Annotated in this window: 13 protein-coding genes and 1 pseudogene; 3 read left to right on the top strand and 11 right to left on the bottom strand. The window is 36.1% G+C overall.

What is annotated here, in order from left to right; translation table 11 throughout:
* Window positions 1-16: 16 nt before the first annotated feature.
* Window positions 17-1,357 (top strand): IS5 family transposase, encoded by a 1,341-nt coding sequence (locus tag ACODR7_RS11055; RefSeq protein ID WP_488839054.1) that lies wholly within the window; start codon window positions 17-19, stop codon window positions 1,355-1,357.
* Between the two features lie 88 nt (window positions 1,358-1,445).
* Here ACODR7_RS11055 and ACODR7_RS11050 read toward each other — a convergent pair whose 3' ends face one another.
* From ACODR7_RS11050 to ACODR7_RS11030, 5 genes and pseudogenes are all read right to left on the bottom strand, one after another.
* The gene (locus ACODR7_RS11050; RefSeq protein ID WP_488839053.1) at window positions 1,446-2,366 is read right to left on the bottom strand and encodes a hypothetical protein; all 921 of its coding nucleotides are present in this window, start codon (window positions 2,364-2,366) and stop codon (window positions 1,446-1,448) included.
* A 447-nt stretch (window positions 2,367-2,813) separates the two neighbouring features.
* A pseudogene (locus tag ACODR7_RS11045) lies at window positions 2,814-3,020 on the bottom strand (aminoglycoside 6-adenylyltransferase); the annotation flags it as partial.
* Between the two features lie 22 nt (window positions 3,021-3,042).
* Window positions 3,043-3,444, bottom strand: coding sequence for a hypothetical protein (locus ACODR7_RS11040; protein ID WP_034693615.1), 402 nt, complete (start codon window positions 3,442-3,444; stop codon window positions 3,043-3,045).
* A gap of 68 nt (window positions 3,445-3,512) precedes the next feature.
* A complete protein-coding gene (mqo, locus tag ACODR7_RS11035; protein ID WP_488839052.1) occupies window positions 3,513-5,018 on the bottom strand; it encodes a malate dehydrogenase (quinone) in 1,506 nt (501 codons plus the stop codon).
* A 266-nt stretch (window positions 5,019-5,284) separates the two neighbouring features.
* Entirely contained in the window at window positions 5,285-6,325 is a 1,041-nt protein-coding gene (locus tag ACODR7_RS11030) for an NAD(P)H-dependent glycerol-3-phosphate dehydrogenase (protein WP_136522552.1), read from the bottom strand.
* Between the two features lie 224 nt (window positions 6,326-6,549).
* Between ACODR7_RS11030 and ACODR7_RS11025 the strand changes: the two genes are divergently transcribed.
* Window positions 6,550-7,581 carry a M23 family metallopeptidase gene (locus tag ACODR7_RS11025; RefSeq protein ID WP_488839051.1) on the top strand — a complete coding sequence of 344 codons (1,032 nt, stop codon included), beginning with the start codon at window positions 6,550-6,552 and terminating at the stop codon, window positions 7,579-7,581.
* Between the two features lie 286 nt (window positions 7,582-7,867).
* Here the strand turns inward: ACODR7_RS11025 and ACODR7_RS11020 are convergent, their stop codons facing one another.
* The 5 genes from ACODR7_RS11020 to bamJ all read right to left on the bottom strand — a co-directional run bounded on the left by ACODR7_RS11020 (window position 7,868) and on the right by bamJ (window position 11,768).
* On the bottom strand, window positions 7,868-9,040 hold the full coding sequence (locus tag ACODR7_RS11020) for a MoaF-related domain-containing protein (RefSeq protein ID WP_488839050.1): 1,173 nt from the start codon (window positions 9,038-9,040) through the stop codon (window positions 7,868-7,870).
* 15 nt (window positions 9,041-9,055) lie between these two features.
* Window positions 9,056-9,709 (bottom strand): NAD(P)-dependent oxidoreductase, encoded by a 654-nt coding sequence (locus ACODR7_RS11015; protein ID WP_488839049.1) that lies wholly within the window; start codon window positions 9,707-9,709, stop codon window positions 9,056-9,058.
* 58 nt (window positions 9,710-9,767) lie between these two features.
* Window positions 9,768-10,178 carry an Rrf2 family transcriptional regulator gene (locus ACODR7_RS11010; protein WP_047428234.1) on the bottom strand — a complete coding sequence of 137 codons (411 nt, stop codon included), beginning with the start codon at window positions 10,176-10,178 and terminating at the stop codon, window positions 9,768-9,770.
* A gap of 65 nt (window positions 10,179-10,243) precedes the next feature.
* Window positions 10,244-11,194: a hypothetical protein gene (locus tag ACODR7_RS11005; RefSeq protein ID WP_110368264.1), complete on the bottom strand. Its 951-nt coding sequence runs from the start codon at window positions 11,192-11,194 to the stop codon at window positions 10,244-10,246.
* Between the two features lie 139 nt (window positions 11,195-11,333).
* Window positions 11,334-11,768 (bottom strand): BamJ family beta-barrel-assembly machinery protein, encoded by a 435-nt coding sequence (gene bamJ, locus ACODR7_RS11000; protein WP_229047129.1) that lies wholly within the window; start codon window positions 11,766-11,768, stop codon window positions 11,334-11,336.
* A 295-nt stretch (window positions 11,769-12,063) separates the two neighbouring features.
* Here bamJ and ACODR7_RS10995 point away from each other — a divergent pair, with 295 nt between their 5' ends.
* Complete coding sequence (locus tag ACODR7_RS10995) at window positions 12,064-13,065, top strand: catalase family protein (protein ID WP_488839048.1); 1,002 nt, start codon at window positions 12,064-12,066, stop codon at window positions 13,063-13,065.
* Window positions 13,066-13,120: 55 nt separating this feature from the next.
* On the opposite strand, the gene ACODR7_RS10990 is transcribed toward ACODR7_RS10995, so the two are convergent.
* Complete coding sequence (locus tag ACODR7_RS10990) at window positions 13,121-13,531, bottom strand: DUF1348 family protein (protein ID WP_488839047.1); 411 nt, start codon at window positions 13,529-13,531, stop codon at window positions 13,121-13,123.

Raw genomic sequence — 13,531 nt, 5'->3', positions numbered from 1 at the left:
TATAAAAAGTGGCAAAATGTTAGGAAAAATAACTCCGGATTTACAGCAAAATTTATTCAAGACCAGACTTACCGAGCTTATTAATATGGAGCATCCGTTAGTGAAGTTAGCTCAGGAGATTTCTTGGGATAAAATGGAGCAAGAGTTCTCAAATTTGTTTTCAGAAGGGGGAAGACCCTCTATTGCGATTCGTAAAATATCAGGAATGCTTTTACTGAAAGAAATGTTTAAAGAAAGTGATGAGAGCGTTGTAGAAAGATGGATCGAGAATGCTTATTGGCAATATTTTACAGGAGAAACCTTTTTTCAGACAGAACAGCCGTTTGATCCCAGTAATTTTGTACACTTTAGAAAGAGAATTGGTGAGAAGGGGTTGGAATTCCTTTTGGGGCAAAGTGTTGCCCTTCATCCAAAAGCTAAAACAGAAGATGAAGTTCAGGTTGACACCACCGTTCAGGAGAAGAATATTACTTTTCCTACAGATGCTAAATTGGCAAAAAAAGTGATTGATAATTGTGGGAAAATAGCAGAGAAAGAAGGTATTATACAAAGACAGAGCTACAAAAGAGTAAGCAAACACTTGTTAAGGAATGCTTATTTTGGACATCACCCGAGAAGGCAGAAGAAGGCTAAAATGGCAAGGAAAAAACTCAGGACGATCGGCAAAAGAGTGCTTCGGGAATTGGAAAGAAAGCTCCCCGAAAGCGTTTTGAAAGATTACCATGAAATGTTTACAGTTTATCTCAAAGCCCTTACTCAGGAGAAAACCACGAAAGACAAGATTTACAGTTTGCACGAACCACAGGTTGCCTGTATTGCGAAAGGAAAATCGGGGAAGAATTACGAATTTGGGACAAAAGTAGCGGTAGTAAGAGGTCGGAAAACAGCCATTATCAGTTCCGTAAAAAGATTTTCAGCCAACCCTCACGATAGTAAAACCCTTGAAGAATCATTGGCGCAAAGTGAACGGGTACGAAAATCAGCCGGAGGAACAAGACCTGGGAAAGCTACTACAGACCGAGGTTTTAGAGGAATCAAAGAGGTAAAAGGAACCGAAATTTTGTATCCCACAAAAAAAGAAAAGACAAGATATGGACAGCAAGTTGCAAGATTAAGATTTCGGGCAAGAGCAGCAATAGAGCCTTGTATCTCACATTTAAAAAGAAACCACTCCTTAGGATTAAACTTCCTTAAAGGAGTGGCAGGAGATATTAATAATGCCTTATTAGCCGGGATTGGTTACAATTTGAAGATGAGATTGAACCAACTTAAACAACAAATTCTTCTTTGGCTCGAAGTTGTTCTCCGAATCTTTTTATGCAAATATAATTTTCAAAGTGAAAAACTAACTTTTTAAGGAATGACTATTTAGATACAATTAAAATAGAGTGTTTAAACACTTAGCTTTTACTTAAAACTTACTGTTTCTTTGTTAAATAGAAATTTTATTTATAAAAGACAGTAAGAGACCAATATCCATATCCCCAATTGAAATTATTACCTGTAGCGGAAGCCATCCCAAAACTTATTGGAAAATTAGAGCCTTCCAAATAAGCACTTAAAGAATAAGTAATTGTTTGTTCTGTTCCGCTAGGAGGTATATTATCAGAAAATGAGCCATTAATCCCAGTTATTGATGCACCTGCATTTGGTGGATTAGGAATTTGTGTACTTTTTCTTGATCCTGCTTGAACTTCTGAACCATTTTTAAGCATAGTGATACCATAATATCCGGCTGGAGAAGTTCCAACATTGGCTCCAGCAGGAATACTATATGATATAATAATTTTAGCTGTTTTATTAGCCGGAATTATTATGCTTTGTGAAAATCCAGTCAAGGGGGTTTTTCCATTAGCATTTACTAACTGAGGTGCAGTTGCAGTGTAATCATAAATATCTCCAAGTGTATAGGTTAGAGTAGCTGGTGCAGGGTATCCAATATAGGATAAATCCCAAGTACCACCCCCAGAAACTTTTGTATTGTTTACAATTTCAATAAAATGTCCCGCAGGAATGATAAATGTCGAACTTCCTATAGTATCTATATTTCTAATCTTATCTGTTCCATTACCTGCCAAGGTAATAGCTACAGGAGATAGATTCTTTATCTTATAGGTTCTTCCGGAAAATGACAAGGATCCACTCTGAACTGCAGGTAGGGTAATTGTAGCTGCTGCTGAACCTACATAAGAGACATTATAATCTTGGCTTGTTAGTGCATAAGAAGCCGTTACTTCTTTAAAACCCGTTTCTAAAGAACCTTCTACAGTTAAAGTAGAATTTGGAGTAGTTGTACCAATTCCAACCTGCGCAAAAACTGTGTTACTAAAAAAAACAGCAATCATAGGTAATAAAATATTTTTCATTCTTAAATGTTTTAAAATCAAAGTAAATATATAAATTATTTAGGATAATGAGAAGGAAATAATACAAATTTCTTAAATATATCAAAAGGTATATAACGAACTAACAACTTTTCTCTTTCTTTAGTTTTATGATTTCAGGTTGGATAATAAATATATCCAGGATTAAATATTAATCACTAGTATCAATTTTGGTATTCTTGAAGCTATCTTTATATTATTAGAACTTATTCCGAATTGGTCAATGACTATTTTTTTATTTCAATAATAATACTCAATATTTTTTTCATCATTTACTTTTTTTGTGAGAACAAAATTAATAAAAACTTTATAAATTATTCCACCGTTTCGTTTAAGGATAATTACTGAATAAAAATAAATATTCTATAAGTAATCAGTTTACGGAAAACCGTAAAAATGAAAAGAACTCCTTAATTGGAGTTCTCTATAATCATCTTCTTCAATCATGGAAATGGGTTCACCAAAGAGTCTGATCCATTCATTTCCGGATTCATAAGATGTTCTGTTTTCAAAAACAAGTTCTACGTCAAGGTCACTAAAATCATCTACGGGAGCGTAAGGGTTTACCAATGAACTGGTAAGAACAACAGCACGAATATCAGGATTGTTTTCAGCCCAGTGAATAATCCGTTCCAGCTTTTATTCCCTCACTTTCATATTAATAAGACTCTGAAATTTTCACACGATACACGTCAGAAGAATTTCTTTTAATTGATTCTACAAAAAAGCCACCTTCTTCAGGAATGACTTCTTTCAGATCAAAACTTTTACAGTCTTTCGGAAGCCCGGAAAATATCAGGGTAAACCAAAAGTCTTTCATAAAAGGAACCGGCGTCCAATACGGGGAAATTGAAATGTTTTCCGCATGAATCATTTTGCTTCTATGCTCAGACTGGTTGTCAAAAAGATAGGTCGAATGCCAGATCCTGATCAGGTTTCCCAGAAACGGTGATGCCGGAAAACAACAGTGTACAATAACCTGTCTCTCCTCTTCTGTTTTCGCCTGAAGAGATTCCAGGATTTCTTTTGCAATAACTGGTTTTACAATTACTTCTTCCAACTTTTTTATATGTAATAAATAATGAGCAATGAGTAATAAAGACTATTACTCATTGCTCATTATGGATGTTAATATTCTAATTCTAATTTTTCTTTGGTGTAATTTCTTACTTCATTAGTCAGCTCAGGGTTTTCAGCTAGTTTTTGTCCGTAAGAAGGAATCATTTCAAGCAGTTTTGCTTTCCATTCTCCATGTAACTTTTCAGGGAAACATTTTTCCAGTACATTCAACATGGCATATACTGCTGTGGAAGCACCCGGTGAAGCGCCCAGCAGGGAAGCGATTGTTCCGCTCTTGTTCACTACCACCTCAGTTCCAAATTCCAGTTTACCGCCTTCTTTTTCATCTTTTTTGATGATCTGAACTCTTTGTCCTGCTACTTTCAGTTCCCAGTCTTCTTCTTTAGCATCTTTGATAAATTCTCTCAAATGTTGCATTCTCTGAGACTTCGTCATCGCAACCTGCTGGATCAGATATTTCGTTAATGGAATATTATGCCACCATGCGCCGAAAAGGGATTTCAGGTTTTTGGTATTTACACTTTCAGGAAGATCAAGATAACTTCCTTCTCTTAAAAATTTGGTTGAAAATCCTGCAAAAGGTCCGAAAAGAAGTGCTTTTTTCCCATCAATGATTCTAAGATCCAGGTGTGGAACAGACATTGGCGGAGCATCTACCGTAGCCTGAGTATATACTTTAGCATGGTGTTTTTCTACCAATTCCTGATTATGGCTTACCAGCCACTGGCCGGAAACCGGGAAGCCTCCGTAGCCTTCACTTTCTTTAATATCTGAACTGTCCAGTAGCGGAAGCGCATAGCCTCCTGCCCCGATGAATACAAAATCTGCTACCACTTCCTGTTTGTGGCTATGGATTCTGTCTTTCACTTTCATTGCCCATTTACCGCTTTCCCTCGGGCTGATATCTTTCACTTCATGGTATAAGAAAACCTCAACATTGGAATCTTCCAGAAGGTGTCTTCCCATCTTTCTCGTCAGAGTTCCGAAGTTTACATCGGTTCCCATATCCATCTTTGTTGCAGCCATTACTTCAGACTGATTTCTTTTGCTCATCACCAAAGGAATCCATTCTTTCAGTTTCTCGTGATCTGTAGAAAATTCCATTCCTGAAAAAAGGACAGATTCAGCCATTTTATCGTGGCGTTTTCTAAGGTATTCAGCATCCTTTTCTCCGAATACCAGACTCATGTGTGCACAGGAATTGATGAATTCTTTGGGTTCATGAATATATCCTTTGGTAATCAGATAAGACCAGAATTGTTTTGAAATTTCAAACTGCTCCGCAATACTTTCAGCTTTGGTAATATCAATAGATCCGTCTGGCTTTTCAGGGGTATAATTTAGCTCACAAAAAGCGGAATGTCCTGTTCCCGCATTGTTCCATGCAGCTGTACTTTCTTTGGCAAATCTTCCGAGTCTTTCGAAGATAGCGATTTCAAGAGTTGGATCAAATTCATGAAGCAGCGTTGCTAAAGTGGCGCTCATGATTCCGCCGCCTATCAGTACAACGTCGTATTTAGGTTTCGGTGTTCTGCTTGTAAGCGATTGTGACATAATTTTAAAATTTTACTTCAAATTTCGGGAAAAGTTTTAAAAACCGGAACGATTTTGCACGTTATTTTTTCGTTCAAAACACTTATTGAGTACGCAACAAAAAACCATGGAAAATTTCAATAAAACATTATTGAAAGGATTGATAATGTAATATCATTATCATCTCCACGATCATCAAAATGAACAAAAAAAACTTAAGCATTGAAATGCCTAAGTTCAATTAATTTTATTTCACAAACAAGGTTTTAGCAATACACCTTTGTTTTTTAATTCAATTTTGCAGTCAGTTTTTTAAACTGTTTTTCAGCATTTTTACCTTCATACAAAATAGCATATACTGTATCGATAATCGGGAGTTTAAGATTTTTCTGTTTCGCCGTTTTATAAATGGAATCTGCAGCGTAATATCCTTCTGCTACCATGTTCATAGACTGAATGGCAGACTTCACGGTATATCCTTTCCCAATCAGATTTCCAAGGTTTCTGTTTCTTGAGAAAAGTGAATATGCCGTTACCAAAAGGTCACCCAGATAGGCACTTTCATTCACATCTCTTGGTGCTTCATAAATCGCTTCAAGAAATGTTTCCATTTCACGGATCGCATTGGAAACAAATACGGCTGTAAAGTTGTCTCCATATCCTAATCCACTGGCAATTCCCGCTCCTATTGCAAATATGTTTTTAAGAATGGCACTGTATTCATTTCCTAAAATGTCTTTGCTTGTATGAACTTTGATAAAGTCCGAACTGAAGATTCCTTCAAGTTTTTCTGCAGTTTCATCTTCTACTGTCGCAATCGTAAGATAGGAAAGTCTTTCCATAGCCACCTCTTCTGCATGGCAAGGTCCTGCAATAACAGCCTGGTTTCTGAAACCGATTTTAAATTCATCACGCAGGTAATGCGCTACTACGTCATTTACTTTAGGAATAATCCCTTTAATTGCAGAGATAAAAATCTTATCCGAATAATCACACGTCATCTTATCCAACGTATCAGACAGGTAGATAGACGGTGTTGCCAGAACAATAACATCACAGGCAGCAACCAGATCGTTGATATCTGTGGTCAGTTTTAAACTTTTAAGATTAAAATGGGCAGCCGTAAGATAAGTGGGGTTATGTCCACGAAGCTCAATAGCTCCTTTTACAAATTCATTTCTTACACACCAGTGTACTACTTTGCAGTTTTCAACAAGCATTTTTACGATAGCGGTTGCAAAACTTCCGCTTCCTACAACTCCTACAGAAATATCCTTTTTATTCTTTTTTGGATTCGAAGATTCTGAAATAATTTTCTTTTTAGCCATAATTGGAATGTGAAATGCAAAGATATTAAAACAAAGACGTAACGCAGGCTTTGAAACTATGATAAAAGCCATTTTCTGAAAAAATTAACACTTCCACACAATTAAACAGCTAATTAGCCGTTAAATACAGAAAAAACTGAATTTTAAATAAAAATAACTCACAAAACTTATTTTTACTTAAATTTGCATCTTCAAAACCGTTTTAACTTACTAAGAGAAGAAATATGAAAAAATTTCTAAGCAGCAAGAAGAACGTAAACATTCTCCTGGGAGGACTTTTACTAGTAGTTTTTGCACAAGGTGTATTCATTGCGAAGCTCTTTTCTGAAAGAGACGACAAAACCTACGAAGTGAACCTTGTAAAAATAAACACTGAAAAAGACAGTGTAGATTATTTAAAAATGAAAAGTGATCTTACTCTTGTAGATCAGACCGTTGCTCAACTCAACTCCTTCCTGAAGGCCAAAGACATCACTAATGAAAAACTAATGATGCTCAATCAGGACAGTATTTCAAATTCTATTTATCTTTCCAGGCAGGCTAACCGATACAGCCAATATCTGATGGATCTTCAGAAAAAACTGATGCAGGTTCCATTAGGAATGCCTACTGACGGATATATTTCATCTAATTTCGGGATAAGAAAAAATCCTATTCCGTTCAAAACTGTTTTTGCTTCGGTAAGATCAAGTGCCGCAACAGAGGCAAAACCAACAGTAGTAGCGGCAGCTAAGCCAGAAGTAAAAGCTGAACCTGTTGAGAAAATTATAGAACTTACAGACAGCTATGGAAATAAAAGAGAGGTAAAAGTGATGGTTACCCCAAAAGCGGCTCCTGTAGCTGCAACTTCTGCTCCTGCAACGACAACAAAAGCTGCTTCCGGAGCTCCTTCAACTAAAACTGCTGTTGCTGAAAAAAACAATCCACCTGCTGAAGCTGATCAGATGCAGTTTCATAAAGGACTGGATATTGCTGTTGCCTATGGTTCTGATGTAAGAGCCGCCGCTGCCGGAACAGTCATTTTCTCCGGACAAAAAGGAGGCTATGGAAACTGTGTAATTGTTTCTCACGGAAACGGACTGGCCACACTATACGGACATTTATCTGAACTGGTTGCTAAGGTGAACGATAAAGTGAAAGTAGGCCAGGTAATTGCCAAATCCGGAAATTCCGGGCGTTCCACAGGTCCTCATCTTCATTATGAAGTACACAAAAACAATACTCCGATTAACCCGAAATTGTTTATGAATCTATAAAAGAAAACGGTATCTCATGAGGCCGTTTTTTGGCTTCAAAATGGAGTTCATAATTTTTTTTAAACACAAAAGAGCACAAATAGATGCACAAGCATCACGAATAATTCTCATGCTGCCAGATCGTGAAATCTGTGAAAAGTTATTTTAACGCAAAGTTTTTAATTTGCTTTCTTTTGAGGCTAAGGAGGCAAAGTTAGAATCAGCAAGCTGATTTGATGAGCTTTGGTGATATTTTATTGTTAACTATTATGATACAAAAAAGACAGCTGCATTGGCAGCTGTCTTTTTATTTTAAGATTTTAAGCGTTCCTTTTGGATGGGTAAATGTACCGTCCGGACCTGCAATATTCGAATAGATGATATTTTTATTATAATCCTGAATATGGGTTACATTGAAACCAAGGTGTGGCTCATGCCAATAGACCATAAAAATATTTTTTGCCACTTCTACAGCGGTATATTCCACAGTGTCTGTACTGTTTTTTGAACTTCCGGCTGTTCCTGTGAATGTCATGGTTTTGTTATCTTTAAAATCCAGGATGAATTTTACTGCTCCAAAATCCACTTCCACTTTATGCCCGATTGCCGGATATGGTGATTTAAGATTCCAGTCCATTTCTTTAAGATAAACCTTTACTCCCATTTCAAGTTCTTCCTTTCCTGGCAGATCAGGGTATTTTTTAACCATGAAATCTACAATAGCAGATGAAGTTTTGTTTTCAGTAACTGCCTGTTTATAATTTTCCAGATAGCTTTTTACAAAATCAAGAGATTGTGGTGATGTGGAAAGTTCTGCAAAATGAGAAGGAATAACTTTTTCCCGTTTCAAACCTTTCATAGCATCAATCTGCTCTATCCACTGATCGATTGCTTTAACATTCTGAGTATCTGCCATCCAAAGATGAGACCCTACCGAAACTGAAATCCCACCGACAATGGTTTTAATGGAAGGAATCCAAAGAAAGCTATGTGCCGGATCTTCCGGATTTTGTCTGATTTCAATTTTATTTCCTTCTAGATCAGGAATTGAAACAGCTGCTTCAGGAACTATAATTTCTGATGGCGCATCTGCTTTCAACTGGGGTTTCCACACTCCCATTTTATCATCTTTTGATGCTGATATAAGGTAAGCGGTCTGTGCTGTTGAAATAATTTTTGCATCAGGAAAAGCTTTTTTAATCACATCCAATCCAAAATAAAAATCAGGATCACTGTGAGAAATGAAGACTGTTTTCAGGTTTTTTCCTGTTGCTTTTATTTCTTTAACGAGCTGTTCTGCATATTGTTTCTGAAACTGAGCATCCACAAGTATGGCATCTTTATCTCCATAAATAATGGTAGACGTAATGGGAAATATAGCTTTGGTTCCCGGATTATATACTTTTACTTTGAGATTTCCCGCGAATATGCTGATAAATCCCAACAGTGCTAATAACGACCATAATTTTTTTTGTATCATCTCTTTTCTTTTATGTTAGTAAGCAGCTGTAAAACGTTCACGGATATGGTTGTTCTGCTCTAATTCATCTACCAGAACTACCGCTACATCTTCTACAGACAGACGGCTTCTTCCGTTGTCATCAAATACAGGAGTTTCCAGTGATGTTCTGTATTTTCCTGTTCTTTCTCCTACGTTGGTCTGGTTCATTTCGATAGCAGGGCTGAAGAATGTCCAATCCAGAGTATTATTTTCTTTGATTTTGTTTAAATAGTCTCTTGCTGCTGTTGCACCTGGTTTGTAAGCTTCAGGAAAATCTGGCGTATCTACAATTTGTACATTATCCGGAGTATAAAGGCTGCCTGCTCCACCTACTACAATCAGTCTTTTTACTCCTGACTGTTCTACTGCTTTTTCAATGTTCTCTGAACCATTTAAAAAATCGTTGTAAAGATTAGGATTCGTCCATCCTGCATTGAATGTGCTGATTACCGCATCACTTCCTTTCAATGCTTCAGCTAATTCATCTACATTGTTTACATCAACACTTTTTGCGGTTACATTTTCCTGTGTTTTTACTTTTGACGCATCTCTTACCAATGCATCCACCGCATATCCTCTGTCTGCTAATTCTGATACTACGTGTGCTCCTACAAATCCTGTTGCACCGATTACTGCTACTTTTTTCATAATGTTTTATTTTTAATTAAATTGTAATAAATTTTGTTACATTTAAGGGTAAAAAATTTTATTCAAACTGGTCTGTGAATTTTTGTAATGACTTGTCTCCTAAAAAGTTTACCACCAATTGATCCGTTTCTTCAAATAATGTATTTAAATGATTGTTGATCTCCTTTCCGACACTGCATGCCGGATTGGGATTCTGATTTTTTTTGCCTAATACTTCGGTATTTTTTACTGCTTTATAGATCTCAGAAATAGTGATCATTTCAGCATTCTTTGCAAGCTGGCTTCCTCCTTCTTTCCCTTGTCTGCTGATAATCAGACCAGCTTCTCTCAATACGCTGATCTCTTTTCGGATAATCACCGGATTTACATTGATACTGCCGGCCATCCAGTCAGAAGTAAGCCACTCCTGAGGACTTTTCGCCAATAGTGTCATAATATGTACTGCCGTAGCAAATCTTGTATTGTTCATTGTAATTACAGGGCAAAGATACACATTTTTTAAATGTAACAAAATTTATTACAGTTAAATTTTTCTTAAAGGATTAATTTATCCAGATCCAGCAACAGATAATTGATGTTCTGATTAATGGTACGGGTTGCCGACTGCATCTGGTTGAGCATAGCAGCGCGGTTATGAAGATCATCAGCCCTGTAAAACCCGCCATCACTGAAGATCACAGACTTATCCGCTGTCTCCTTACTGTCATCAAACTGATAATGCAGCCATCTCATTTTCATATTTCCAATAATGGAATGCTCTTCTTTGTTGGAAAACTTTTTCTCAGTATACATATACCATATAAAAGGCGGAAAATTGGGAGATTCTAATTTTTCTCTCCATATATCTCTTAAAAGATTTCTCTGATGGATAAACTCCACTTTTTTTCCTTTAGGATTAAGGGTTGCCAAACCAAAACCAGCTCCCAGCACCCCTCCGCCTATATCGATAGCATTACTCCAGCCCTGATCTTGTACAATTCCTCCTGCGATGGAAGCTGCTGCTCCTGCAACGATTGAATATAAAATAAGTTTATTATTTCTTGACGAATTCAGGTTATCCACATAGTTTCCTATCTGTGCCACTCTTTCTCCTTCACAGTCAAACTCTGCAGCTACCGCATCCAATTCTGTAAGAGCAATCGTTATTTTACTATTTATTTTTGTCTTTAACTGTAAAACTTTAATTTGGGAAGCAAGGGATGAGTCTTTTTTAAGATCAATAATTTTATGAACTTCATCTAAATTATCCAGTGCATTTAATATCAGGATACTCTGATCGGAAAAAACTTCTTTTAATTCTTTATTGGCTGCCAAAATAGAATCAGCATTGTAAGAAGGAAGCTTATTGCTGTAGTTATATTTGAACGGAGCTTTGCAGTAGCTGTCTTTCAGTGTGAGAATATTCTGCTGAATAGCCTGATTCTTCCTGGAAACACAGGATGTAAGAAGCCCGAAAACAATCAAAAGATAAAAAAGTTTTTTCATTCAGTCGTTTTTTGTGCAGGATTGATGAATTGTACCTGATTCATAATTTTCTTCACCTTTACAATTATCAATACGAATATAGTACAAATAAAAAAATTTACCTGAAATCAGGTAAATTTTAATCTATTTTTAAGTAGTATTATTTAATATCCAGCAATTCAACTTCGAAAACAAGAGTACTGTTGGGTCCGATTTCTTTGCTGATCTCCTGATCTCCATACGCTAAATGCGGAGGAATAATCAGTCTCCATTTGCTTCCAACAGACATTAGCTGAAGCGCCTCCGTCCATCCGGAAATCACTCTGTTTAAAGGGAAAGATGCAGGTGTACCTCTTTTTACAGAGCTGTCGAATACTTTTCCGGAAATGGTAGTTCCATGATAATGGCATTTAACAGTAGATTTAGGACCTGGTTTGGCACCGTCTCCTTCTGTAATGATTTCATATTGCAAGCCGCTTGGTAACTGCACAACGCTTTCTCTTTTACCATACTCTTCCATATATTCTTTACCGTCTTTCAGGTTCTTTTCTGCTAATTCTTTTTTACGTTTAAATAACATATCTGCTACTCCCATATTATAATTTTTTACAAAGATAAGGCTTTTTAGGGTTGCAAGATGGAAGCTTGGTGAGGGAAGTTTAAAACTCCAAAGCATTTCCCTTCTAAACGAAATGTTCTTAAAACATTCTTATTAAAAAAACTAAACACTAAAAATCAACAAGTTAAACAGCATATTATTCAATATTCATTAATCATATTATCTTACATTTCTTATTTTCAAAGATATTTTCAACAAAATTCAAATAATTGTAATACTTATTTAACACAGATTCCAAAACTTGGCGTTATAATTGAATTTTAAAAACTAAATGCCAAATCCATTAAAATATAATAAGAAGTTTGATGAACTCAATGAGGAGGAAAAAAAGCTTCTGGAAATCAATAAAAAAACAATAGCAGATTTTGTTGAGCAGTCTTCTTCTATCAGTGATGTCAATTATGCTACCAGGAATGCCCATGCCAAAACCTATGCGGTAGCAAAAGGTACTTTCTGGATAGAACCTGATATTCCTGAGTCATTGCAACCCTATTTTGATAAGGAAAAATTTGATTTGACCATACGTTTTTCTAATGCTCAGCTGAAAATCAAAAATTCAAAAAAAGATATTCCGGCCTATGGCTTTGCTGTGCAGATCAAGGATGAAAACGGAGTATTGCTTGCCAATTATCCGTTGGTCAATTTTCCTTTATTCCCAATTCAGTCTGTTTCTGCTTTTCTGAAGCTTTTTACAGCAATTAACCGTATCTATATGAAACAATGGAGAAGTTTATTCCCTATGTTTATTCAGATAGTTAAAATGATTCCTTCTTTGTTCAATGGGGATATGTTCCGCAACATGCTAAAGCTTATTGGAAAGAGAAATGATTTTATGCTGTCGTTTGATTATTATTCTGTAGGCGCTTACCGTCTGGGAGACCAGATTATCAAAATAAAATTATGCCCAAAGTCTGTAGATAAAAATATTGGCAGAAAGCAAAAGGTCAAAGATTCGTTAAAAAACTATCTTCAGACAAATGATTTTGCAGCAGATGTTTTGATACAGATCTGTTATGATCTGAAAGATCAGCCTATCAACAAACTGAATGTTGAATGGAAAAACTCTCCTTTTATTAAAATTGGTGAGGTAAGAATCAATAAAGATTCCTTATTGGACTCCCGTAATTGTACGAATGAACTTCTTTCATTCAATCCTTTTGAAAGTAAAATATTCTTCCAGCCTGTAGGAAAAATACAGAAACTGAGGGATGAAGCTTATAAAATTTCTTTGCAAACCAGAAGAAAGATTAATAAGCTGCTGCATGGGAAATAAGCATAGAATAATGATAAATTATAAATAAAAGACTGTCATTATAACAGTCTTTTATTTATAATTTCCGGTCTTTTTCTTGGATAGCCAGATCATTGATGCTTGCATATCTTTTCGCCATCAGACCGTTTTCATCAAACTCCCAGTTTTCATTTCCATAGGCTCTGAACCAGTTTCCATCCTTGGTCTGATATTCATATTCAAAACGAACTGCAATACGGTTATCAGTATGTGCCCAATATTCTTTTTTAAGCTTATAATTCAGTTCTTTTTCCCATTTCTTCTGAAGGAATACTACTATTTCTTCTCTTCCATTCACGAAGGCATCCCTGTTTCTCCATTCACTGTTGATGGTATATGCTTTAGAAACCTTTTCAGGATCCTGACTGTTCCAGGCATCTTCTGCCAGTTGAATTTTTTCCAGTGCCGTTTCAAGAGTGAAAGGCGGAAGCGGATGTTTTTGTTCCAT

It is taken from the genome of Chryseobacterium sp. FG46 (genome assembly GCF_057809135.1).
Note: the sequence above shows the minus strand (reverse complement) of the source record. Positions and strands in the feature narration are given on the sequence as shown.